This window comes from Actinomadura sp. HBU206391 (assembly GCF_014323665.1).
Taxonomy (GTDB): domain Bacteria; phylum Actinomycetota; class Actinomycetes; order Streptosporangiales; family Streptosporangiaceae; genus Actinomadura_C.
Genome location: NZ_JABVEB010000001.1, coordinates 230,795 through 251,791, shown reverse-complemented (window position 1 = coordinate 251,791; position 20,997 = coordinate 230,795). Strand labels below are relative to the sequence as shown.

Genomic DNA, 20,997 nt, shown 5'->3' with positions numbered 1-20,997 from the left:
GAGGACCGCGACGAGGAGGATGCGGACCGCCTTCGTGTTCCAGGGTGGTGGCAGCATCGCCGCCACCCAGGTGGGGATGCTGCGTGCGCTCACCAAGGCGGGAATCCGGCCCGATCTCGTGGTGGGCTGCTCGGCCGGAGCCATCAACGCGGTCGGCTTCGCGCTGGAGCCGACTCTGGACGGGATCGAGCGGCTCGAGACGCTGTGGCGCTCGGTGAAGCGCAAGAGCGTCTTCCCGGTATCGGCGTGGACCCTGGCGCACGCGCTGATCGGCCGGGCCGGCGGGGTCTCCTCCCACAAGGCCCTGCGGCGGCTGCTCGAACGTGAGCTGGGCGATGCCTACCTCGACCGGCTGGTGCTGCCCGCGCACGTGGTCGCGACCGATGTGGCGAGCGGCGACCCGGTCGTCCTGTCCGAGGGGCCCACGGTGCGGGCGCTGCTGGCCACCACCGCGCTGCCGGGCGTGTTCCCTCCCGTCGACGTCGGCGGCACCCTGCTGTACGACGGCGGGATCGCCGCGGCCACCCCCGTGCTGCAGACCGACGCCCTGGGCGCGGAGGTCAGCTACGTACTGCCCTCCCTCGGCCAGAGCGCCCCCGAGTCCGTCCCGCGCGGGGCCGCGCCGGTGGTGCTGCGCGCGCTGAGCCAACTGCTCGGCCACGCCTCGTTGACCGCGATCGCCGGCGCCCACCACGAGGTACGGATGCTGCCCGCGCCCAGTCTCGAGACCGCGAACCTCTTCGACTTCCGCGACACCCCTGCCCTGATCGAGGAGGGCGAACGACTCGTCAGCGCCTGGCTGGACGACCAGGCCGCGGCGGGCGACCGGCACCCCTCACGAATCCCGGCCCGGGCCGATACGGATCGTCGCCGCCGGGTCGTCGGCCGAGCGATTCCCAGCGGGTTGAGGCCCTGGGCCGCCAAGGCCACGGCTCGCTGACCCGGTCCGACCCGTGCCCGCGACCGGCTGGGTGCCGAAACCGGCGAGGATGGCCTCGAGCATCGGCAGTGCCCGCCCGGCTCGGCTGCCCGCCGCGGCCATCCGCTCATGCAGCCGGGTACTCGGGTACGGCGTGAGGATGTGGAAGGTCGCCGTCTCGACCCCCGTTGCCGATCGCCCACTCGACCGTACGGTCGAAGACGTCCGGGCCGTCGTCGTCCATGCCGAACACGAAACTGCCGTTGACCATGACGCCGTTCTCGTGCAGCCTGCGGATCACCGCGCCGTAGTCGCGGTCGATGTTCTGCCACTTGCGCTGCTCGCTGAGGTTGCCGGCGTTCACCGTCTCGAAGCCGACGAAGAGGCTGCGCAACCCGGCCTCGACCGCCTTCTCCAGCAGGCCCGGGCGCACACGTGCGGGCAACCGCGCGACACCACGATCGAGTTCGGTACCAGGTAGAGGTGGCGTGCGATCGTACGCGGATGTTGTGGAGATCCTGTGTCACGAAAAGAGGGCCGGATGGCCCGGCCCTCGATCCGTGGCCTGCCGCGCCGACTCAGGCGCGCAGGCTGACAGCGGTCAGCGGCGGCCGTTCACTGCTGGAACTCGCCGGGGCCGAAGACCTGCCAGTTCGCGGTGTGAGGGTCGCTGATCGAGCGGTAGGGGGCATTGAAGCTCAGCGCCTGCGAGGTGGAGCGCTTGATCGCCCAGAACGTCGGCTTGTTGCTCGAGCGGTCCCACGCGATGCCCTGTCCCTCGACGTTCGGGAGTTTCACGGTCGCGACCCATTCGAGCTCCGCGCCCGCGGACGGGGCGTTCATGACGTAGGCCTCGCCGAGGTCGTGACCGGTGAGCCAGAGCCGGCCGTCGGGTCCCCACGATCCGCCGGAGTTGCTCATCGGCTTGAACCGGTCGAGGATCGTCTTCGGAATCGTCCACGACTCGACGACCTCGAAGTGGTCGTCCATCTTGACGACCTGCGTGTTGTAGGTCTCGCCGTACGGCTCGGTCTCGCCGTCCGGAACCTGGTCGTAGTTGGCGAAGCCGGCCCACCACGCACCGTCGTGGCGGTCCAGCCAGGTCAGCGAACCGCGGAAGATGCCGAAGCTGTGCGTGCCGATGTGCCGCATCGTCTTGGTGTCGAACACCTCGATCGAGCTCTCCATCGGCGACTCGTCGTAGTTGGAGTGCGCGGCGTACAGCTTGCCGTTCACCACGACACCGCTGTCCATGTGGATGATCGGGCCGGAGCTGTCGCTGACGAACTGCAGCAGCGGCTTGCCGGTAGACCTGTCGTGCTTGGTGATCTTGCGGTTGTCGATCACGTAGAAGTAGTTCTTGTCGACGGCGACGGCCTGGTTCGCGTCGAAGGTCTCGTACGACTTGTTGAGAGTGGCCGTGAACACCGGCGGTTCGGCGCGCGCGACGGCGGGTCTCGTGCCGAGCGCGGGCGTCGGTGCGGACGCCTGGGCGGACACGAGGCCGGCGCCCAGGGCGATTGTTCCAGCGGCGATCGAAGCGGTCAGCCCAGCAACGACCTTGGTTCGGGCGAGCATCATGCACTCCAGGGAAGAACACCGGCGATGGACGGGACTTCGGGCCGAGCGCACACCGCGCCGTCGAGAACGCGAACGTGCCCGACGATCAGGTGGCGGGCCCAGCGCAGACTCTTTCGTCCGCAACGCGCGGCCACGCGAACGCGGCCGGGCGGATCGGTGAACTGGTCACAAAGGGACGGATGGGTCCCTACTCCCCGGTGGCTCCGTCGATTCGCTCGCGGAGCAGGTCGGCGTGACCGTTGTGCCGCGCGTACTCCTCGATCATGTGAGCGAGCACCCAGCGGAGCGAGAAGACCTTGTCGCGCCACCTCCCGGTCATGTCGAGGGAGCCGGCCGCGTCCGTGATGGCACGGGAACGCGCGCACTCTTGGATCTCCTCGGCAAGGCTGCCGCCCGGGTACAGGAGCGCGGACGCGAAGCCGTCGGCGTCGAACTCGGTGGCGTTGGCGATATCGATCAGAACCTTGCCGGACAGGGGGCGGCAAGACCGGCGAGCGTCTCCAGCGACGCCGAGCCCGGTATCGCGCTGACGACCACCTCGGCCGAGCCCGCCGCCTCGGCCAGGGCGACGACGGCCACCGGCGAGCCGGTGACCTGCGAGCCGGCCCGCTGTGCTCCGGCCCATCGCGCCGCCGCGGCTCCGCGTGGGTCGCGGGAACCCACCGTCACCTCATGCCCTGCGGCGTGCAGCCCGCCCGCGAGCGCGCGGGCCACGTTTCCCGAGCCGAGGATGCCGATCGTCGTCATGGCCTGTCGCTCCTTGATCAGATGGAGAATGCGCTGGTCAAGCAGAGAAGTTAGGCGGCGCTACCGTGGACCGGAAGTACGCACTTCACAGTGGCCAGCGCACGCGAAGGGATGTCATGACCACTCGCACCGCCGCTCAGCGACGGGCGGAGAGCCGGATCTCGTACCAGAGCCGCTTCACCGCCTGCCCGACCAACCGGCTGCTGGACCGGATCGGCGACAAATGGGTCGCGGTCCTCCTCAACGAGCTCGCCGAAGGGCCGCGCCGCTACGGCGAGCTGGCCGCCGCGATCGCCGGGGCGAGCCAGAAGATGCTCACCGAGACACTGCGCCACCTCGAAAGGGACGGCCTTGTCTCCCGCACGGTCACCCCCGCCGTGCCGGTACGCGTCGACTATGCACTCACCCCGCTGGGGCAGAGCCTGCTGCCCCTGATGCGAGCGGTGACGCGGTGGGCCGATGAACACGCCGAGGACATCGACACCGCGAACGAGGCCTACGACGCCGCACGTGCCCCCGAGGTCACCGATCGACGGCGAGTGCCACTCCCAGGCCGATGAAGACGCCGCCCGTAGTGACGTCGACTCGACGGCGCGCGGTCTGCCGGCGACGCAGCCAGCCGCCGATCCGTCCCGCCAGCACGCCGACCGTGCCGTCGACGAGGAACTCGAAGACGATCAGGATGGCGCCGAGGATCGCGAACTGCATCCAGACGTGACCCAGCCGCGGGTCGATGAACTGGGGGAGGAACGCGATCGTGAAGGTGACCATCTTCGGGTTCAGCAGGTTGGTCAACAGGCCGTTGACGTACGCGCGGCGGGCCGACATCCCGTTGCCCGCCTCCAGCGCCTCGCTCTGAGCGTCCTTGCGGTGACGAATGATCTGGACGCCTAGGTAGATCAGATAAGCGGCCCCGACGATCCGTACCACCGTGAAGGCGACCGGCACCGCCGCGAAGAGGGCGGCCAGTCCCGCCGCCGCCACGGCGATGTGAACGGCCTCGCTCGTCGCCACCCCGGCCGTGGCCAGCAGGCCCGCGCGCGGACCGCCTCGCATGCCGCATCCGAGAACGAACAGCATGTCGGGCCCAGGAGTGATCATCGCGATGATCGTGGTGACGGCGAAGAGCGCGAGCAGGTGCTGGTCGATCGGCATGACGCGATGATGGCACAACGGTTCGCCATTCTGATCTGAGGCGCATTCGCGATCGCCGTGCCGCTGCGGGCTCCGCCGCCGCGCTTCCGCCCCTTGGGATCAGGCCGCAGGTGGCCATCTTTCGCCGCGCACAAGGAGCGGCCCGCGAGCGTCCCACCAGGGAAAGCCCAGGGGGAAGAATGAGCCGCTCCAACACCCGTTCTCAGCAGCGGGCCGTCATCATCGGATTCCTCGTCTTCGCGAGCCTGCCGGTCATCTTCGGCCGGGCGGCCCTGCACAGCCACGACGTCGCGACCGCGTTGCGCGACCACGGGCGCACCGCGACCGCGACCGTCACCGGGTCGGAGTTCCCGTACAGGGGCAAGGACTACCTTCTCGTGAGCTTCACCACCGGCGACGGGCGGCGGATCTCCACCAGGCTGTACGACTTCTACACCTACGACAGACCGGATGTCGGCGAGAAGGTGGTCGTCCGCTACGCCCTCGAGGATCCGAAGGACTACATCCAGGACGCGCGGCAGAGCCCGGACTTCATGGACGCCCTCGTGTGGGGAACCTGCACCGCGCTCACCGGCGTCATCACCATCGCCATCATGGTCGCGGCCTGGCGGACAAGGCTCCGCGCCGGCCGAGCCGCACCTTATGCGGCCGGTCGGTAGGTCGCGATGACCACGCCACTGCTGGTCGGCCGGGCGCTCACCAGCTGGAGCTTCTTCAGCCGGGTGTCGTCGGCGAACAGCTTCTTGCGCCCCTCACCGGCGATCACGGGGTGGATCAGCAGCACCAGCTCGTCGAGCAGGTCCTGATCCAACAGAGACGCGACCAGACCAGGGCTGCCGGCGACCGAGATCCCCTTGCCCTCGCCGGCCTTGAGCTGCTTGACCGCAGCGGCCAGGTCGCCCTTGATGAGCGTGCTGTTCGCCCAGTCGTCGGCGTTGTCCAGCGTGGTCGAGGCGACGTACTTGGGCGAGTTGTTGATCCAGTTCGCGAACCCCACGTCCTCGCCGCTGGTCACGGTCGGCCAGTACCCGGCCCACTCGCTGTACGTCACCCGGCCGAGGAGCACCGTGTCGGTGGTCTCCAGCGCCGTGGTCAACACCGCGCCCATCTCCTCGTCGAACTCGAACTGCCACTTGTCCGGCGACTGGGCGACGCCGTCGAGCGAGATGAACAGAGCCGAAACAACCTTGCGCATGATGACGATCTCCTTGTTGCCGGGCCGGCGCGTCCCGTGATGTCCCAGCGAGGAACTGGGTGAGCCTGGCCTCGATGACTGCCCTCAGAGGTTAGGCGGGCACGAGAGTTCAGGTCTTGTACAGAAGCGACAGCGGCTCCGACTGATCCCGGGCGCTCAACTGCGTGGCGGTCCGCCCGACATAACGCGTCATTGACCGCGCCAAGTGCGGCTGGTCGAAGTATCCGAGCCGGTGGATCACGTCATGGGCCGGTACGCCCTCCTGAATCAGGGCCGCCGCCTGCCTGGCACGATCGATCTGCCGGATGGCACCGCGGGTGAGTCCGGTCGCCGCCAGGAAGCGCCGCTGGACGGTGCGTTCGGACACGTCCGGCGCCGCTCCACCGAGCACCGCGGCGACGATCGGGTCACAGACCAGAACACCCTCGCGCACCATCCGCCGTACGAACACCTCGGCGTTGTCGTAGCCCGGAAGGTGCCAGGCGGAGCCCTTCAGCCAGAACGATCTGCGCGTCGCGTCGGGGATCTCCGCGAAACCGTCGACGAGCCGGTTGATCGCAAGATGCGGCATCGAAGTCCCGAGCGAGAAGCTGATCCCGAAGAACGTGGCGTCCTCGGGAACCGGAGCTGGGCTCGCCGTCGTCTCCGGCCCTTGAACAGTCACGTTGACCTGACCGCACTGCTCCCAGATGACCAGATCCCAGTGCGATGACGCAATCGACATCATCCGGTCGACGCCATGGCTGCGGCTCCGCCACACCCGCTCGATGTACGGAGAGTCGGACGGTCGACTCTCGACTTCCAAGCCCATCCGAAAAGTGTGGCACGACCCGCTACCACAAACCTTCGTCACCCCGGTATGGGAAGGTGTCGCCGCGCAGGGATTCCCGGACGGCAAGGGGTTGTTCGATGAACGAGGGCGGTCGACAGGGGCTGGCCGAGATCCGATCGAAGCTGGACCTGATCAGGCGGGTCGAGGCCGAGCATCACTTCGGTGTCACCATCGAGGGGCCGCGTGAACTGGTGCCCATTCCAGAACTCCCCGAGGGCGTCACCGATGTCTTCGGCCTGTTCTACCGGCTCGGCGGAGACTTCTTCATCTTCCGGCAGCCGGGCGAGATAGCGAGCCCGGACGCCTGGGCCGGTCGCACAATCAATCCGTACTGCCCGCTGGGTTCTCCGCTCACGATCGGCCGCGAACGCCATGGCATTCCCGCCGATGCCTACGACGAGATCGAGGGCGGCAATGGAATCAGTCTGGACGCCGAGGACGGAAGCGTCTTCTTCATGGACGGGGACGACTATGTCTTCGCCTATGAGAACGCCGACGATGACGAGGAGCTCGACGTCACGGAGCTGTCATCCGACATCGTCTCGTTCTTCAACGTCCATGTCCTCGGCGGAGGATATCCCGAGCTCATCAGGGCCGTCCTCGGCCGCGACGCCGTCACGCGCCGTGACCGAAAGGGCCGGCACCGGGACAGCTGGATGAGGCTCCTCACCGAGAGCGGCCTGGTGTGACCCTTCCGCCCGTTAATGCGGATGCGATCGACACCGGCGCACGCTAATTTCTAATCAAGCCCTTCCGGTGAATTCCGGAAAGGCCTCGATTGAATAGCACCTCCCGGTGCGCAGGTGTACGGGTACTTCGAGGTTCGACTCCCCGAATGCCGAAAGGCATTTTGGATCGCCCGCAAGGGCGACCCGTCACCACCTTGATCTCGGGAGGAACCGGATGCTTCGCGGTGCCCGGTGCGCAGGCAACGGATACTTCTTGTTATCCGCGGGTCGTGGGTTCGAGTCCCACCACCGCCTTGGGGCGGTGTAGCTCAGACGGCAGAGCAGCGGACGTGTCGGACCGTCGCCGACTCCTGATCTCGGGCACCACCGCGAAGACAAGGGCTCCTCCCCACTCCAGGGAAGGAGCCTTCCACGTCATGGCGAAGTTCAACCGGGCCGGCACCCGGCCCGCGGTCTCGAGCCCGATCACGTCCGAGCGGACCCCGTCGGGGCGTACCCACGAGGGCCCCCCCCGGATTCGCGCGTGACGCCAAGTCGGAGCTGTTCCTCCTCGCGGTCGCGAACATGGTCGGCGAGGACACCTTCTACGAGAAGGCCGGCGCCCGCGACGCCCGGTTCCGCGACCTGGTCCACCAGGTCGCCGTTGCCGACGGCGAGTGGATGGCGTCGTTCCTGCCGTGGCTGCGTGGCGAGGCGAACATGCGGTCCGCGTCCGTCGTCGCCGCGCTCGAAGCCGTACGCGCTCGCACCGCGGCCGGTGTGAACGGCGGCAACCGCCGGTTGGTCGACAGCGTCCTGCAGCGCGCCGACGAGCCGGGTGAGGCGCTGGCGTACTGGATCGCCACGTACGGCCGGGCGGTGCCCAAGCCGGTCAAGCGCGGTGTCGCGGACGCGGTGCGCCGCATGTACAACGAGCGGTCCCTGCTGAAGTACGACACCGACTCGCGCGGGTTCCGCTTCGGCGACGTCATCGACCTCGTGCACCCGGTGCCCGACCCGGGCAGGTCCTGGCAGGGCGCTCTGTTCCGGCACGCCCTCGACCGGCGGCACGACCGCGGCGAGCAGATCCCCGAGGCGCTGTCGACGCTGCGGGCGCGCGCCGAGCTCATGGCGACGCCGGTGGCCGACCGCCGGGCGATCCTCACGGCACCGGGCGGCTGCGAGGTCCTCCGTCAGGCCGGCATCACCTGGGAGGCGCTGGCCGGGTGGCTCCAGGGCCCGATGGACGCCCAGGCCTGGGAGGCCGTCATCCCGTCCATGGGATACATGGCGCGCCTGCGCAATCTGCGGAACTGGGACGAGGCCGGGGTTCGCGACGAGGTCGCCGAGCAGGTCGCCGCGAAGCTCGCGGACCCGGGCGAGGTGGCGCGGTCGCGGCAGTTCCCGTTCCGGTTCTTCTCGGCCTACCTGGCGGCCCCGTCGCTTCGGTGGGGGCACGCCCTCGACCGGGCGCTGACCCATGCGACCCGGAATCTGCCCGTGGTCAAGGGCCGCACCCTCGTGCTCGTGGACACGTCCGGGTCGATGTCGGGGATGGGGGTGTCGGCACGCTCGAAGATGACGTACGCGCAGATGGCCGCCTTGTTCGGTGTGGCGCTCGCCGCGCGCGGCAACGAGGTCGACCTGGTGGGCTTCGCCGACCGTACGTTCCGTCACGACGTCCGTCGCGGCGCATCGGTGCTGCGTGAGGTCGAGCGGTTCTGCGGCCGGATCGGCGAGGTCGGGCACGGCACCCGGATCGCCGACTCGGTGAAGGCCGCCTACCGCCGCCACGACCGGGTGATCATCCTGTCCGACATGCAGACGTTCGGCAGCCACTGGGCCGGCGATGTGGGCGGCGCGGCACCGAAGAAGGTGCCGATGTACGCGTTCAACCTCGCCGGGTACTCCCGCGCCGCGATGTCGGCCGGTTCCGGCAACCGGCACGAGCTGGGAGGCATGACGGACCAGACGTTCCGCATGATCCCGCTGCTCGAGGCCGGGCGTGACGCCGACTGGCCGTGGCTGGGCTGATCAGGACGTCCGGGCGGATGTACGGGTGATGGTCATCGCTCAGGCGACGCCGTCGGCGCTCGTCGGCGACGACCCACCCGTGTATCCGTCCGCCCGAGGTCGGAACTTTCGCGACCCTCCGGCCGACGCCCGCGTCGCGGGCGAAAATCGGATGACCTGCCACTTTGGGGCTGTTAACGTCCATTAGCATGCGACCGCTCAACGCGAACGAGATACGCGGCTCCTTCGTCAACTGCTCCAAGGGCGAGGCGCAGCGGCTCTCCCTTCCCAAGGGACTGGCCGACCTTCCGTGGGCCGATCTCGACTTCCTCGGCTGGCGAGATCCGGGCGCGCCCGAACGCGGCCAGCTGGTGGCCGAGCACCATGGCCGGCTGACCGGCGTCACACTGCGGGTCCCGGCGAACGGCCCCAAGGGCGCCATGAAGACCAGTGTCTGTTCGATCTGCCTGACCCCGCACACCGCATCCGGGGTGAGCCTGCAGGTCGCGCCGAGGGTCGGCGCGGCAGGCCGGCGGGGCAACACGGTCGGCGCCTACATGTGCGCCGATCTTGCCTGCCCGCTGTACGTACGAGGCAAGAAGACCCCCGACCTGGGAGCCCGGTACCAGGAGGCGCTCACCGTGGAGGAACAGGTCACCCGGGCCCTCGGCAATCTGGAAGCGTTCCTTGACAAGGTGCTCGACGGCAGCGGCGGCTGAGCAAGGCCGGCCGGCAACGGCGCCGCTAGATCGTCTTGGTGGCGAAGAGTTCGAGGTGCGCCCCTTCTGTCCTGCGGGTCGCCGGCACGAACGGCGAGACCCGCCTCTTGCAGTCGAGAGACGAGCTGCGTCATGGCGGGCTGGGTCACGCCCGCCTTCCACTAGGGTCTGCGTCAAACTCACGACCGGCGGCCACCCGAGAGCAGGTCCGCCTCCCCAGCGGAGAAGGAGCGGCCATGGTGGCGCATGACGATCGGATCGTGTTCCCGGGAAATCCGTGGCCCGATGGTCACGCGATCGTCGAGTTCTCCTGGGGTGGCCGGCTCGATCCGGATGTCGGCCTGCGGTTCGCCTTCGAGCTGACGAGCGCCTTTTACGACGCGGACGACGGTGACGGCGTCGAGGAGGAGGACGAGGACGAGGAGCGGTCGGACTTCGAATCCAAGTTCGCCTGGAACAACTACCACCAGTGCCGTATCAGCTCCGGGATGGGCTTCGTGGCGGGCACGCCTGACGAGCCGTTGGACTTCGACGCGCTCACCGGCCGAACCTTCGTGGTGGACCGGCCGGAAGAGGTGGACGAATTCGAGGACGAGGACTTCGCGTTCCACATCTACCTGCTCGGCCACGACTCGGTCGCGGACCACCGGATTCGCTTTCCGGTGCGGCATGCCCCGCTCGAGTTCGGGTTGGAGTGGGAGGGGCGCATCGCGCTCACCTACTTCGGCGAGGAGGAGTACGAGTATCGGTTCCAGGCGCGGCTCGCTCGCACCGCGTTCACCGGATTCGAGGTGCTCGACGAGCTCGCCGACGAGGAGGCGCACCGGTTGCTGGCCGCCTGCGTCCGCGACCCGGCTCGGTTCCGCCTGTCGCACGACGGCGGCGAACGCCGCTACGTGCCGATCGGCCGGTAGACCTCCGCTCGCCGCACTCGCCTCGCCTCACCGGGGACATCCCGGGGACGAGCCGCGGGTTGGAGGAGGGCCAGTACGGCGTTATCGAGGTCGAGCCGGGTGCCGTCCCAGTCGGGGGTGACGGTGTCGGAAGTGATGTCGGCCCGGTGCAGGTCTCGGATGTCGCCGGTCACGGGCGCCGCTGCGGGGACGGCCGGAATGGGCACTCCGGCCGGGGTGGCGAAGCGCAGGTCGCCGCTCCGAGTCAGCCACATGCGGTAGCCGCCGTCGTGAACGAGCCAGTGGTGGGCGGTGCACAGCGAGGCGAGGTTGTCCAGATTCGTCGGCCCGCCATGACTCCAGTGCACGACATGGTGGGCATGGAGGTGCAGGCGTCGCCGGCAGCCGGGGAATCGGCAACGTCCCTGGTCACGGGTGCGCAGAGCGCGACGCAGGCGTACTCCGATCCGCCGCGTTCGGCGACCGGCGTCCATGACACTGCCGTCGTCGCGGTGGATGAGCGTCACGGTGAAGGCGTCACAGGCGAGCCGCCGTACGGTGTCGGGGTGCAGGGCGGGGCCGTCGTCGAGGTGGCCGCCCGGCCGGCCGGTGTCCTCGCCTGGCGTGACGTCCTTGCCGGGTGCGGCCGGGGACTCACCGGGGCCTTCGGCGGCCAGGGAGTCGGGGTCGGTGTGGACGACTTGGAAGGCCTCCGGATCGCTCGCTTCGCGTACCTTCTCGCCCAGGTAGGCACTGAAGATGGCGGTGAGAGCGTCCGGCAAGGCCAGCGGTTCGGCCTCCCCGGCGCGAGACGTTTCCGCGGAAACGTCGGGCACGTCGTGGGCCGGGGCGGGGGCGTGGTCGGAATCCGGTGCTCGGGCGGCGCGTAGAGCGGCGAGGGCGATGGCGCCCTCCTCGGGATCCAGCCGGGTGGTCAGTACGAACGATCCGTCCTCGTCGTAGTGCCAGGTGACCTTGCGGCGGGAATGGCGTTCGATGACGTCGGTGCGGGTGGCCTTGCGCAGCCCGGCGACGATCCGTTCCAGTTGGGCGGCCGTCGTCACCAGCGCGGTCTCGACCAGTTCGGCCTCGCTGTCGGAGGTGGCGACCCGGGTGAGGGCACGGACCTTCGAGTACGACAGCCGTCCCGCCGAGAACGCCTCCGTGGTCACCGGCAGCACGGCGAGGGAACGCGCCACCCGTACCTGCTCACGAGCGGTGGCGGGGCTGATGCCGCACTTCCACGACAGCCATTGGGCACAGGAGCGGATACCCCAGCCGCCCCAGCCATCCCGGCGGTCGAACTCCGCCAGGAGTAACAGGTAACGGCAGGTCGCCGCCGCGAGATGTCCCGCCAGCTCGCAGATCTCGGTCTCGAGCCGCTCCGCGGCCACGACCGTCTCGTGCTTGATCGGGCTTAGCGCCGTCATCGCCGACCACCTCTTGTTCGAACTCATGTTCGAATTCTACGTAGAGACAGGGACGGACGAGGTGACTTCGCCGAGGTCGGCACGGCCGCCCTGCCTGCGAGGGCCTGGGTCGCGTTGCCTGTCAGGTCGCCGATCGCCGTGCATTTCTCCCGACGCGATCATTCCGGGTGGCGCCACGCGTCAGGATGTGGTCGTGACGATGCACAGCGAGGATCTCCACCCCGTCGCGATTCCGGGGTACAGCGGCGGCCCCTACACCCACCACCGCGAATTCCTCGACGAGCACCTGTTCTGGCTCGGCCACCTCCATTCCTGCGCTGGGAGCGAGGAGGCCGAAGAACTTCTGTTCGGTCCGGACTACGAGGCCAGTGGAGAGTTCCACCTCCAGATGAACGACACCGCCGACTGGCCGACGTTCACCCTGGCACTCACCGCAGGCCACCGCTTCCACATCGTGTGCCGCACCTTCGAGGACGACCCCGGCACCGACTACCTCCTCCACCATCCCGACTGGGAGCAGGCGGAGCTCCTCGCAGCGGACGAGGGGCACTTCATGGGACCCGGCCTGTCGTGGCCCGAGCTGACGGCGATCGCGTTCAACGGTCAGCCGGGCGGCAGCGCGGCAGATCCCCATGCTCGCCTGCTGCTCCTGCTACCGGCGCTGGGCGACGACGACCTTCCCGACGACGCCCCAGCGATCTTGGCCCCCGCGCTGGCCGACCGCACCGCTGTGCCCGACCCCGGCCGCCTCGCGGAACTCCTTCTTGAGGGGCAGGGCGCCTGCGGCCCGGCGCACTGGACGACGTCGGACCTCGGCGTTCGCGTCAACGACGGCCACTACTCCTTTCGCAACCCGGCCAATCCGTTCGCTCCGCCGCCGCACCGGCTGGCCCAGGTCTCGGCCGCGCTCACGCCCTGACCCATCACTCGAAGCCTCTCCGCGCTACTCCTCGTCCGGGTGGCGGTAGCAGCCCGACGACAGCGCGGCACTGACGATCAACGGGGCCTCCTGGTCGCGGGGGAACGGCTTCAGCGTGTCCTCCGTGACCCGCCGGCACGCGACAGGTGATCGCAGCGCGGTCATGATCCGCCGTGATCGGGCGTTCACGGGGCCGGCGCCCGAGGAAGCACAGCAGCATCGTGACGTCATCGGCGTCGGAGCCCGCGTCGAGTTCCGGTGCGTACGCACCGTACCCCCGCAGCGGCGGGACGATGCGGGTGGCGACGATCATCAGCTGACGGGCCATCCCGGGGGACAGCGGTGATCGCTGTCCGGTGGCGACGGCGATGTCCCAGGCGTGTACGGCCGCATCGAGGGCGCACGCTCCGGCGCTGAGCCACGCGGGCATCGGGCCCTGTGGGAGCGGCGTCGGCACCTCGGGCGCATCGTCGCCGACCTTCGTCCAGGCGCGGGCGGAGATCTCCAGAGCCCGGTCGACGTAGGCCAGTGGGTCTTCGTCGATGTGGCCTGAGGGCGCGAACGGGTCCTCGGTCGGCCACGGCCCGTCCGTGATCGGCGCGGCGTAGCCGATCTGGTCGCCGGCCGCGTGCTGGAGCACCTGGGTGACCGACCAGTCCTCGCACGGCGTGGGGCGGCTCCACTCTGCCGGTGCGACGCCGATGACGGCTCCGCGCAGTGCGCGGTGGTCGCCGTCCAGCAGCGCTCTCCAGTCGGTGACCGTGTTCTCGTTCATCGTCCATCCCCTCCGCGCGGGCCCTCTTCCTGCGCACATCAGAACGGAATGCTTCGTTCTGTTTGAACTCTAGCAGAGCGGAACGATCCGTTCCAGCGTTATCATCGGCAGCATGCCGAAGCAGACCGACAGCACCTCCGCGACCGGCATGTCCGGCCGCCGCAGACAGGCCGCACGCAACGACGCGGTGATCCTGGAAGCCGCCCGCGACGTGTTCCTCGAGGATCCGAAGGCACCGATCGCCGCCGTCGCCGATCGTGCCGGAGTCGGCATCAGCGCCCTCTACCGCCGGTACGCCGGTAAGGAGGATCTGCTGCGTCGGCTGTGCCACGACGGGTTGCGTCGCTTCATCGCCGAGGCCGAGGCGGCCGCCGCCGAACCCGACGGCTGGACCGCGCTGTCCCGCTTCCTGCAACGCGTCGTCGAGGCCGATGTGCACTCACTGACCGTCCACCTGGCCGGTACGTTCACACCGACCGACGAGATGCGACAGGACGCGCAGCGCTCCGGCACGCTCACCGCGGCGCTGATCGATCGGGCCCACGCCGACGGCCGGCTCCGACCCGACGCGGTGGTCCAGGACATCGGACTCATCCTCGAGGGGTGCGCGGCGGTCCGCGTCCCTGACGCCGGCCGCACCAGGGAACTGCGCCGGCGCTACCTGGCGCTCTTGCTCGACGGCCTGGCGAGCGACGGCGACCCGCCTCTGCCCGGTCCTGCGCCACAGGCGGGCGAGCTGAGCCGGCGCTGGCGGCCTTGATTCGGAATTCCTACTATGCGCATCGCGCTCGTCGTCGCCATGGTTATGAGCGCTATAAGTGAACACGTGGCGAAAAGCAAGGAGAACGTGCGCTTAGCGTCTTATAGGACACTTGAACAGAGCGTGACCGATCCTCCGATGGTCGCGCCCGTCGTACCTCGTCTGGCCTGGCCCGATGTGCTGCGGGGCATAGCGGCGCTGACCGTGGCCCTGCACCATGTGACGTACTACTACACGCCCCACCTACGCTCTCAGGTAGGGCTCACATTGCTCAATCCGGGCACTTACGGCGTCTTGGTGTTCTTCCTCATCAGCGGCTATATCGCCCCCGCTTCCCTGGAACGGCACGGCCGAGTATGAGACTTCTGGATCGGGCGGTTCTTCCGCATCTACCCGGTCCTGCTGTTTGCGTGCGTCCCTCTTGTGCTGCCCTTAGGCCTGGGAATCGAAGGACTGCGGGGCGACCTGGAACAGCGCGACCCGTTGACCTCCATCGCGGCGGTTCTGGCCGTCGAAGCGATCTTCGTCGGCATCGCACTTCCCACCACGCTGCTGTCGCGGACTGCGGGCATCGGACCGATCGTCGTGTTCACCGTCGTTCTGCTGGTGGTGTCGATCTTCGCCGCGTCATCCGACAGGGCGCCGCTACGAGCCGCCGGCGCAATTCTCGGCGGCGTCCTCGCGATCACGTTGGTCACCGTGAACGGGAGGGTCATACCGTGGGAGGGACTGGGAATCCTCACGGTGATGTTCACCGGAACCGTCCATTCATCGCGCGGAGCGCGGCCAGATCGGCAAGCGTTCAGCGGTACTGAGCATCATTGCCGATGCGGCGTCTCGGCCGGCGCGTTGCCCGCCGTCTCGGCTCCGATGCCGTACGTCCGTGAATCACGACACCGTGCCGGGTGCCCTGTCGTTGGGTCTACCCGGGTGAGTTGGGGATTTCCAGCTTCCGTTGAGACCGACCTTGGCGAACGCGGCATTGACCTTTTTATAGATTTTGTCGTTATTTCTATAGAGTTCTCGTGTGGCCTTGAGATTGGCCGTGCGGAAACCTTCGAAGGTGTCTACTTTAGTCATGTACTTGGTCAGCGCTCGGTAGATGATTTGTTCTGCGACTTTACGGCCGATACCAATACCTTCACCTTCCACCATCTGATAATAGGCATAATTGAGAATACCGCTGTTGATGTGAGCCCCGTCATCCCCACCTTCTGATTTCAGGTATACGTAATTGTAGACATGCGCTGGGTGCCCAAAGCGCCCCGGATTCGACATATCGCGCCGCGCGCCCACACTCATATCCTCACCAATCTCCCAGTTATCGTCAATATTGCTGGCGAAGATGTCCGCGATGGACTCATCTATGGCGCCTGACTCACCCCAAGGCATACGAACAGAGGGGGGGAAATCTCCACCCAGGCCATGGGCGAATTCATGGCCGATCACATCCAGGGCCAGGAAGTCCGGGTGGATCACGATGGAATTCGCAACTCCTAGCAAGCGCGGGCTTGATTCTCTATCCTCCAGCTGGATGTTGATTCGCCCCCCCTTATTGTCGTAAGAGCGGCGCTTGAACCGATCCCAGAAATAATCCCCAACCTTCGTTGTCAGCTCAAAGGCCTTATTTACATCAGGATCTTCGGTCGGCGCATTGCCATTTGTTCGCCTGAGGTTGCTTTCCTTGGGCATGCCAGTGAATTTGTCATAGACATAGATCGGCATTTGCGGACGTGCTGATCCGCCCGCTGTTTGCGGGGCTACTCGTCCGGTCGGCATTTCCAGCTGCCATTGGGCCACGTGCCGCTCAGCGGCATGCGGACCCGATTCCTCCACGAATCCATATACTTGCCGGTCGCATGATTCCTGCATGACCCGACATATGGCCTGGGTGGCCTCGCCCGAGATCATGCCAGGCAGGCCGGAGGTCCCCAGTGCGCCGGCGACCGAGACGACGAGCACGATCACGCCGAGATACTCGACCGCGCCGGCGCCTCGGTCACCGTGTTCACGGCTTGCGTAACCGATTTCTCGTCTGAAGATCATAAAAAGATCGTGGCAGGTTCAATGAGCGATGCAGAGGGCCCTGTGGGCCCAATCGAGTCGAGGAACCTCGCGCGACCTCAACCGCCGATCTGGCTGGAAGGTGTCTTTTGAGGAAGATCAGGCTAGTCCGAGTCGGTGGCGGCCAGGAGGACAACGTTTCGGTGGTCGGGCCACAGCGCGGCGATGCCGATGTCCAGGCTCTCGTCCACCTGCATGAACCACCCGGAGTCCGCGGCGAACAGCAGCCAGGTGCATCCGGTGGCGGCTTCCTCGATGTCCGCGAACTCACCGGTCGCGTCACAGAGGGCGGCGAGCGCCTCCCATGCGGCCGCACGGCTGTAGGCGGCTCCGCGACCGTGGTGGTAGGGACCGCCCGTGAGCGACTCCACGTAAAGCAGCGCCCAGACGTCCTCGGTGCCCGCCCGCCAGGCGCGCACCTGCTCGGGCCCGGCGCCACTGAGGCAGTCGGCCGGCAGACGCACGAGTGTCGAGGCGCCGAACGCCTCCGGGGCGAGCGGGCGGTCGAGCAGGTAGCGACGCGATTCGGCTTCGCCGTCCGTTCCGATCCGGTAGTCGGGGAAGGCCTGCTGAGCCCGACGCGCGGCCGGCCACTCGACCTCGACCGCGAGCACCTCGAGGTCGGGTGGCCCGTCCGCGGCACGGGACGGGCGCGGTCGTGACTCGTACGGCGCCGAGTACCCGTCGTGTACGTACTGGGGCTCGAGCCGACGTTCGGGCGCGTACCACCGCTCCGTCTCCAGCAACCGCAACGGCAGGTGGCCCAGCGGGTGGCCCGCCCCGCGCAGCCGGGCTGCGAAGCCGACCGCCTCCGCGTTCGAGCCGAGGTCGCCGTGCCGCAACACCGCCTCGTGCAGCAGGCAGGCGGCCAGTTCGTCGTCCGGTGCCGCGGTGGCGAACAGCGGCGTCAGGCGGTCGAGCTTCTGACCGTCGCACAGCCAGGCGGCGACATCACGGTCGCCGTTGCGCAACCATGGCCCGGGCGAGTTCGGCCCGTGGTCGGCCGCCCGGTCGGCGGCGGTGGCGCGGGCCAGGTCCGCGACCCTGAGCACGGCGGCGACCGAGTCCGCGCCGCGCATGCGCGCGAGCCGCTGCAGGACCTCGCGGAACACCTTGACCATTTCGTACGTCGGCCGCCGCGTCGTCACCAGGCCGAGTAGAAGCTCCTCCACCAGATCGCAACGGCCGGAGCTCAACCACTTCAGCACCGGCCGGGGGGTGCCCGGGCGTGTCGCCCGATTGCGGAACGAGGCGAGGACCCGCTGAACGGTCTTCTCGGTCGGGGACAACCTTCGCAAAGCAGCCACCGGCCGATCCTTTCAGCTGGTGGAGGCGGAAATAGGCGACCGGTCAATCTTGTTCGCCGGTGACGACCCCAAGGAGTGACGCATGGAGACGACCATCGCGCCGGCCGAGGACTACCGGCGCGCAGAGCTGTACTTCGAGATGGCCGACTACGTCACGGCCGCCCGGATCCTGGCCGGAGTGGTCGCCGAGTACCCCCGCAACCTCTCCGTACGGCTGCTCCTCGCCCGTTCGTACTACCACTCGGCCCAACTGGGCCGAGCCGAGGCCGAACTGCGCCGGGTGCTGGAACAGGACCCGGCCGAGGCGTACGCGCACCTGCTGCTCGGCCGCACCCTGCAACGGCGCAACCGGCCGGCCGAGGCCGTACCGCACCTGCGGATGCACGCCGTCATGACCGGCGAGTCCTGACGACCACCGCTCGGATCGCCCGGCAAGCGTCGTCCGCGGTGCGAAAGTAGCGTGCGCGGCCGACGTTCCGGACCGGCCCGGTTTCGGACAGGTACGGCGTTCAGCGGCCGATGCCGTGGAGTACGGCCTTGACCAGGTCGTCGATCGCCGGCGGCGGCACGGGCGGCAACGCCGGCGCCGCGGCGCCGTGGAACAACATCGACAGCACCGTCTCATGGCAGACGCCGACGATCATCGCCGCGGCGGCGTCCACCTGGGCGTCGGAGGCGACCCGGCCCAGGTCGCGTTCCGCCCGTAGGTAGCCGATCAGCCGATCGCGCCAGTCCGTGCCGCCCTCGGCCAGTTCGGTGAACCTGGCGAGCACCTTGGGCTGGGCGATCAGCCCCGCGAGAGCCGGCAGGATCGCCTGGTGCAGCGCCAGACCGTACGCGATGTGAGCGCGCAGGTTGGCCTCGACGGTGCCGGCGCCCGGCTCGGGGAGCTCGCCCAGGCCGCGCTCGATGGTGCGGACATGCGCGCGCAGCGCGTGCGCCAGCAGCTCTTCCTTGTCGGCGAGATGGTTGTAGAGCACGCCGTCGGCGACTCCCGCCGCGCGGGCGATCCCGCGCACGGTGAGCCCGACCGTTCCCTGCTCGGAGATCATCCGTTCGGCGGTGGCGATCAGATGCTCGCGCAGGCTCCGATCACCGCCGCCGTCGCGCAGGATCGCCGCTTTTCTCGGTGACATCACTCCGCATCGTAGTGAGCGGGCTCGTCGTCAGCCGTGCCGAGGTCGAGGTCGAAGCCGTGCTTTGAGAGCTCGCTGAGGAACTCGACCGGCTCGACGACCTGGTCGATGTGCCGGACGCCCGCCGGCAGCGCGTCCAGCCGCCGGATGAGCAGCGCCGCGGTGAGGCCGGTCGCCCGGCGCTGCCGGTGACCGCTGAACGACGCCGTGAACGTGCCCGCGGTGGCGGTCACGGCGAACCCCTCGCTGCCGACGTGCACCCTCATGAGCGCCGCCAAGGCGGCGGCGCGTACGCGTGGCCTGCGCAGCAGCCGCGTGGCGCCGGTGCGGCGTGCCGCGGCCAGTAGAGCCGTCAGCGCCCGCGAGTCCAGGCACAGCCCGGTCGTGGCGCGATCGATGCCGTACGCTCCGGCCAGGGTGTACTGGTCCGAGAACGGAAAACGATGGACCGTACGCGTCCCGTACGGCGGCGGGAAGCGCATCCGCGATGACGGGCCGATGGCGGCGAACCCGTCGAGCGTCCACTCGATCGACGCCGGCCCGTACCGTTCCCCGGCGCCGAGCAGCACGCCTATCCGTACCTCGGTGCCGCCGGCCTGCTCGGCGCAGTGGCGGGCCAGCAGGTTCGTGACACCGGGCGCCAGGCCCACGCTGAGCACGGCCGTGGCGGAGCGCTGCACGGCGAGTCCGTTGAGCTGCTCGATGGCGGCGAGCAGTTCATGCGACGCCGACAGGTCGAGGTAGTGAACGCCACGCTCGAGGCAGGCCTCGGCGACCCGCACGTTGTCCTGCTCGACGCACATGAGCACGGTGTCGGCGCCGTCCACGGCCCGTTCGAGGTCGGCGTCGTCGCGCAGGTCGACCTGGAGCGGTACGGCCCCGGGGACGGTTCGCGCCTTCGCGAGATCACGCCCCGCGACCACCACCGCCCCGGGGAACCACTCCGCCAGAGCGGTGGCCGCCTCGCGTCCCACTGCCCCGTACCCGCCGAGCACGACGATCCGGTCCATCAGGCCGGCCCGGGGCGGACGGCGGTGACCAGCCATGCCGTGCCACGCAGCCAGACCCCGTCGGGCGTCTCGAACGGCCGCAGTGCGGGGGTGAGCGCGTCCCGCGCCTTGGCCGCGGCATCCGGACCGGCCTGTTCCATGTGAAACCGGATCGGTCCCCAGGCGCTGATGAACTCGGCCGCGTCCGCGACGTCCCGCCCCCAGATCTGGTCCGCCTCCACGTGCGTACAGGCGACGTCCTGGAAGCCCGCGGCGGTCAGCACGTCCTGGATGCGCGCGGGGTCGGCGAACGACGTCGGGCCGGTCCCGGCCGGTCCCGTGGGCGTGGGCAGGTACGGGACCATCGCGCCGAAGACGGCACCGAGGTCGGTGCCTTCGACGTCCTTCATGCAGACGAAGGCGAGCCGTCCACCGGGTCGCAGAGCGCCGCCGATGTTGCCGAACGCGGCGACCGGATCGGCGAAGAACATGATCCCGAATCGGCTGACGGCCACGTCGAAGCCGGCCTCCGGGAACGCGTGGACCTGGGCGTCGCCGCGTTCGAAGGTCACGTTGGAGACGTTCTCCTCATCCGCGCGGGCGCGTGCCGTGGCGAGCATGGGAGCGGACAGGTCGACCCCGTAGGCCCACCCGATGCGCGCCCGGCGGGCGGCCAGCCGGGTCAGCTGGCCGTTGCCGCAGCCGACGTCGAGCACCCGGTGCCGCTCGCCGATCTCGGCCGCGTCGAGCACAAGTTCGTTGAATCCGCTGTTCACGGCGTCATAGCGGTCGTCATGGGCGGCCCAGTGCTCGCCCTCGTACCCGTTCCACGCCTCGGCCTGCGCGGTGTTGACGATGCCCGACATCGAACCCTCCAGTGGTAGGCGAAATGAAC

General features: G+C 68.7%; 24 protein-coding genes and 1 pseudogene. 11 read left to right on the top strand and 14 right to left on the bottom strand.

The window, feature by feature from the left end:
* Positions 1-19: 19 nt before the first annotated feature.
* Complete coding sequence (locus HKK72_RS01290) at positions 20-940, top strand: patatin-like phospholipase family protein (RefSeq protein WP_187232314.1); 921 nt, start codon at positions 20-22, stop codon at positions 938-940.
* A 106-nt stretch (positions 941-1,046) separates the two neighbouring features.
* Here HKK72_RS01290 and HKK72_RS01285 read toward each other — a convergent pair whose 3' ends face one another.
* The 4 genes and pseudogenes from HKK72_RS01285 to HKK72_RS01270 all read right to left on the bottom strand — a co-directional run bounded on the left by HKK72_RS01285 (position 1,047) and on the right by HKK72_RS01270 (position 3,247).
* The gene (locus HKK72_RS01285; protein ID WP_261986416.1) at positions 1,047-1,364 is read right to left on the bottom strand and encodes a hypothetical protein; all 318 of its coding nucleotides are present in this window, start codon (positions 1,362-1,364) and stop codon (positions 1,047-1,049) included.
* Positions 1,365-1,534: 170 nt separating this feature from the next.
* Positions 1,535-2,500: a hypothetical protein gene (locus tag HKK72_RS01280; protein ID WP_222720170.1), complete on the bottom strand. Its 966-nt coding sequence runs from the start codon at positions 2,498-2,500 to the stop codon at positions 1,535-1,537.
* A gap of 187 nt (positions 2,501-2,687) precedes the next feature.
* Positions 2,688-2,861 (bottom strand): annotated as a pseudogene (locus HKK72_RS40480) (DUF664 domain-containing protein); the annotation flags it as partial.
* A 95-nt stretch (positions 2,862-2,956) separates the two neighbouring features.
* Entirely contained in the window at positions 2,957-3,247 is a 291-nt protein-coding gene (locus HKK72_RS01270) for an NAD(P)-binding domain-containing protein (protein WP_187232313.1), read from the bottom strand.
* Positions 3,248-3,363: 116 nt separating this feature from the next.
* Between HKK72_RS01270 and HKK72_RS01265 the strand changes: the two genes are divergently transcribed.
* Complete coding sequence (locus tag HKK72_RS01265) at positions 3,364-3,807, top strand: winged helix-turn-helix transcriptional regulator (protein ID WP_187232312.1); 444 nt, start codon at positions 3,364-3,366, stop codon at positions 3,805-3,807.
* On the opposite strand, the gene HKK72_RS01260 is transcribed toward HKK72_RS01265, so the two are convergent.
* On the bottom strand, positions 3,770-4,402 hold the full coding sequence (locus HKK72_RS01260) for a LysE family translocator (RefSeq protein WP_187232311.1): 633 nt from the start codon (positions 4,400-4,402) through the stop codon (positions 3,770-3,772). The genes HKK72_RS01265 and HKK72_RS01260 overlap by 38 nt on opposite strands.
* A gap of 179 nt (positions 4,403-4,581) precedes the next feature.
* On the opposite strand from HKK72_RS01260, the gene HKK72_RS01255 reads away from it, so the two are divergent.
* Positions 4,582-5,061, top strand: coding sequence for a DUF3592 domain-containing protein (locus tag HKK72_RS01255; protein WP_187232310.1), 480 nt, complete (start codon positions 4,582-4,584; stop codon positions 5,059-5,061).
* Here HKK72_RS01255 and HKK72_RS01250 read toward each other — a convergent pair.
* A complete protein-coding gene (locus HKK72_RS01250) occupies positions 5,043-5,597 on the bottom strand; it encodes a dihydrofolate reductase family protein (protein ID WP_187232309.1) in 555 nt (184 codons plus the stop codon). The genes HKK72_RS01255 and HKK72_RS01250 overlap by 19 nt on opposite strands.
* A 109-nt stretch (positions 5,598-5,706) precedes the next feature.
* Positions 5,707-6,408, bottom strand: coding sequence for a helix-turn-helix domain-containing protein (locus tag HKK72_RS01245; RefSeq protein WP_187232308.1), 702 nt, complete (start codon positions 6,406-6,408; stop codon positions 5,707-5,709).
* A gap of 98 nt (positions 6,409-6,506) precedes the next feature.
* Here HKK72_RS01245 and HKK72_RS01240 point away from each other — a divergent pair, with 98 nt between their 5' ends.
* From HKK72_RS01240 to HKK72_RS01225, 4 genes are all read left to right on the top strand, one after another.
* The gene (locus tag HKK72_RS01240) at positions 6,507-7,118 is read left to right on the top strand and encodes a hypothetical protein (RefSeq protein ID WP_187232307.1); all 612 of its coding nucleotides are present in this window, start codon (positions 6,507-6,509) and stop codon (positions 7,116-7,118) included.
* Positions 7,119-7,682: 564 nt separating this feature from the next.
* On the top strand, positions 7,683-9,131 hold the full coding sequence (locus HKK72_RS01235; protein ID WP_315987008.1) for a TROVE domain-containing protein: 1,449 nt from the start codon (positions 7,683-7,685) through the stop codon (positions 9,129-9,131).
* Between the two features lie 188 nt (positions 9,132-9,319).
* Positions 9,320-9,829: an FBP domain-containing protein gene (locus tag HKK72_RS01230; protein WP_187232306.1), complete on the top strand. Its 510-nt coding sequence runs from the start codon at positions 9,320-9,322 to the stop codon at positions 9,827-9,829.
* Positions 9,830-10,065: 236 nt separating this feature from the next.
* Positions 10,066-10,743 carry a hypothetical protein gene (locus HKK72_RS01225; protein ID WP_187232305.1) on the top strand — a complete coding sequence of 226 codons (678 nt, stop codon included), beginning with the start codon at positions 10,066-10,068 and terminating at the stop codon, positions 10,741-10,743.
* Here HKK72_RS01225 and HKK72_RS01220 read toward each other — a convergent pair.
* Positions 10,722-12,152 carry an HNH endonuclease gene (locus HKK72_RS01220; RefSeq protein WP_187232304.1) on the bottom strand — a complete coding sequence of 477 codons (1,431 nt, stop codon included), beginning with the start codon at positions 12,150-12,152 and terminating at the stop codon, positions 10,722-10,724. The two genes, HKK72_RS01225 and HKK72_RS01220, sit on opposite strands and share 22 nt — an antisense overlap.
* 199 nt (positions 12,153-12,351) lie before the next feature.
* Between HKK72_RS01220 and HKK72_RS01215 the strand changes: the two genes are divergently transcribed.
* Positions 12,352-13,071 (top strand): hypothetical protein, encoded by a 720-nt coding sequence (locus HKK72_RS01215; protein ID WP_187232490.1) that lies wholly within the window; start codon positions 12,352-12,354, stop codon positions 13,069-13,071.
* Between the two features lie 4 nt (positions 13,072-13,075).
* On the opposite strand, the gene HKK72_RS01210 is transcribed toward HKK72_RS01215, so the two are convergent.
* Positions 13,076-13,846 carry a TIGR03086 family metal-binding protein gene (locus tag HKK72_RS01210; RefSeq protein ID WP_187232303.1) on the bottom strand — a complete coding sequence of 257 codons (771 nt, stop codon included), beginning with the start codon at positions 13,844-13,846 and terminating at the stop codon, positions 13,076-13,078.
* A gap of 112 nt (positions 13,847-13,958) precedes the next feature.
* On the opposite strand from HKK72_RS01210, the gene HKK72_RS01205 reads away from it, so the two are divergent.
* Both HKK72_RS01205 and HKK72_RS01200 read left to right on the top strand, forming a co-directional pair.
* The gene (locus HKK72_RS01205) at positions 13,959-14,606 is read left to right on the top strand and encodes a TetR/AcrR family transcriptional regulator (RefSeq protein ID WP_187232302.1); all 648 of its coding nucleotides are present in this window, start codon (positions 13,959-13,961) and stop codon (positions 14,604-14,606) included.
* 123 nt (positions 14,607-14,729) lie between these two features.
* Positions 14,730-14,966 (top strand): acyltransferase family protein, encoded by a 237-nt coding sequence (locus HKK72_RS01200; RefSeq protein WP_187232301.1) that lies wholly within the window; start codon positions 14,730-14,732, stop codon positions 14,964-14,966.
* A 528-nt stretch (positions 14,967-15,494) separates the two neighbouring features.
* Here the strand turns inward: HKK72_RS01200 and HKK72_RS01195 are convergent.
* Positions 15,495-16,652, bottom strand: coding sequence for a M4 family metallopeptidase (locus tag HKK72_RS01195; protein ID WP_187232300.1), 1,158 nt, complete (start codon positions 16,650-16,652; stop codon positions 15,495-15,497).
* A gap of 122 nt (positions 16,653-16,774) precedes the next feature.
* Positions 16,775-17,977 (bottom strand): DUF6183 family protein, encoded by a 1,203-nt coding sequence (locus HKK72_RS01190; RefSeq protein ID WP_187232299.1) that lies wholly within the window; start codon positions 17,975-17,977, stop codon positions 16,775-16,777.
* Positions 17,978-18,059: 82 nt separating this feature from the next.
* Between HKK72_RS01190 and HKK72_RS01185 the strand changes: the two genes are divergently transcribed.
* Complete coding sequence (locus HKK72_RS01185; RefSeq protein ID WP_187232298.1) at positions 18,060-18,386, top strand: tetratricopeptide repeat protein; 327 nt, start codon at positions 18,060-18,062, stop codon at positions 18,384-18,386.
* Positions 18,387-18,486: 100 nt separating this feature from the next.
* Here the strand turns inward: HKK72_RS01185 and HKK72_RS01180 are convergent, their stop codons facing one another.
* Genes HKK72_RS01180 through HKK72_RS01170 form a run of 3 tightly spaced genes read right to left on the bottom strand, consistent with a single transcriptional unit; the run spans position 18,487 to position 20,968 of the window.
* Complete coding sequence (locus tag HKK72_RS01180) at positions 18,487-19,113, bottom strand: TetR/AcrR family transcriptional regulator (protein ID WP_187232297.1); 627 nt, start codon at positions 19,111-19,113, stop codon at positions 18,487-18,489.
* Complete coding sequence (locus HKK72_RS01175; protein WP_261986415.1) at positions 19,113-20,159, bottom strand: saccharopine dehydrogenase family protein; 1,047 nt, start codon at positions 20,157-20,159, stop codon at positions 19,113-19,115. The genes HKK72_RS01180 and HKK72_RS01175 overlap by 1 nt, the downstream gene beginning before the upstream one ends.
* Positions 20,123-20,968, bottom strand: a complete 846-nt coding sequence (locus tag HKK72_RS01170; protein ID WP_187232296.1) for a class I SAM-dependent methyltransferase — start codon at positions 20,966-20,968, stop codon at positions 20,123-20,125. Before HKK72_RS01170 ends, HKK72_RS01175 begins: the two co-directional genes overlap by 37 nt.
* Between the last annotated feature and the right edge of the window lie 29 nt (positions 20,969-20,997).

Excerpts from the sequence above, each read along its gene's own strand:
- HKK72_RS01245 (WP_187232308.1), bottom strand. The coding sequence starts at position 6,408 with ATGGGCTTGGAAGTCGAGAGTCGACCGTCCGACTCTCCGTACATCGAG.
- HKK72_RS01290 (WP_187232314.1), top strand. The coding sequence starts at position 20 with ATGCGGACCGCCTTCGTGTTCCAGGGTGGTGGCAGCATCGCCGCCACC.
- HKK72_RS01170 (WP_187232296.1), bottom strand. The coding sequence starts at position 20,968 with ATGTCGGGCATCGTCAACACCGCGCAGGCCGAGGCGTGGAACGGGTAC.
- HKK72_RS01185 (WP_187232298.1), top strand. The coding sequence starts at position 18,060 with ATGGAGACGACCATCGCGCCGGCCGAGGACTACCGGCGCGCAGAGCTG.
- HKK72_RS01225 (WP_187232305.1), top strand. The coding sequence starts at position 10,066 with ATGGTGGCGCATGACGATCGGATCGTGTTCCCGGGAAATCCGTGGCCC.
- HKK72_RS01240 (WP_187232307.1), top strand. The coding sequence starts at position 6,507 with ATGAACGAGGGCGGTCGACAGGGGCTGGCCGAGATCCGATCGAAGCTG.
- HKK72_RS01280 (WP_222720170.1), bottom strand. The coding sequence starts at position 2,500 with ATGATGCTCGCCCGAACCAAGGTCGTTGCTGGGCTGACCGCTTCGATC.
- HKK72_RS01180 (WP_187232297.1), bottom strand. The coding sequence starts at position 19,113 with ATGTCACCGAGAAAAGCGGCGATCCTGCGCGACGGCGGCGGTGATCGG.
- HKK72_RS01230 (WP_187232306.1), top strand. The coding sequence starts at position 9,320 with ATGCGACCGCTCAACGCGAACGAGATACGCGGCTCCTTCGTCAACTGC.
- HKK72_RS01195 (WP_187232300.1), bottom strand. The coding sequence starts at position 16,652 with ATGATCTTCAGACGAGAAATCGGTTACGCAAGCCGTGAACACGGTGAC.
- HKK72_RS01235 (WP_315987008.1), top strand. The coding sequence starts at position 7,683 with ATGGTCGGCGAGGACACCTTCTACGAGAAGGCCGGCGCCCGCGACGCC.
- HKK72_RS01210 (WP_187232303.1), bottom strand. The coding sequence starts at position 13,846 with ATGAACGAGAACACGGTCACCGACTGGAGAGCGCTGCTGGACGGCGAC.
- HKK72_RS01255 (WP_187232310.1), top strand. The coding sequence starts at position 4,582 with ATGAGCCGCTCCAACACCCGTTCTCAGCAGCGGGCCGTCATCATCGGA.
- HKK72_RS01250 (WP_187232309.1), bottom strand. The coding sequence starts at position 5,597 with ATGCGCAAGGTTGTTTCGGCTCTGTTCATCTCGCTCGACGGCGTCGCC.
- HKK72_RS01175 (WP_261986415.1), bottom strand. The coding sequence starts at position 20,159 with ATGGCTGGTCACCGCCGTCCGCCCCGGGCCGGCCTGATGGACCGGATC.
- HKK72_RS01205 (WP_187232302.1), top strand. The coding sequence starts at position 13,959 with ATGCCGAAGCAGACCGACAGCACCTCCGCGACCGGCATGTCCGGCCGC.
- HKK72_RS01215 (WP_187232490.1), top strand. The coding sequence starts at position 12,352 with ATGCACAGCGAGGATCTCCACCCCGTCGCGATTCCGGGGTACAGCGGC.
- HKK72_RS01270 (WP_187232313.1), bottom strand. The coding sequence starts at position 3,247 with ATGACGACGATCGGCATCCTCGGCTCGGGAAACGTGGCCCGCGCGCTC.
- HKK72_RS01265 (WP_187232312.1), top strand. The coding sequence starts at position 3,364 with ATGACCACTCGCACCGCCGCTCAGCGACGGGCGGAGAGCCGGATCTCG.
- HKK72_RS01220 (WP_187232304.1), bottom strand. The coding sequence starts at position 12,152 with ATGACGGCGCTAAGCCCGATCAAGCACGAGACGGTCGTGGCCGCGGAG.
- HKK72_RS01260 (WP_187232311.1), bottom strand. The coding sequence starts at position 4,402 with ATGCCGATCGACCAGCACCTGCTCGCGCTCTTCGCCGTCACCACGATC.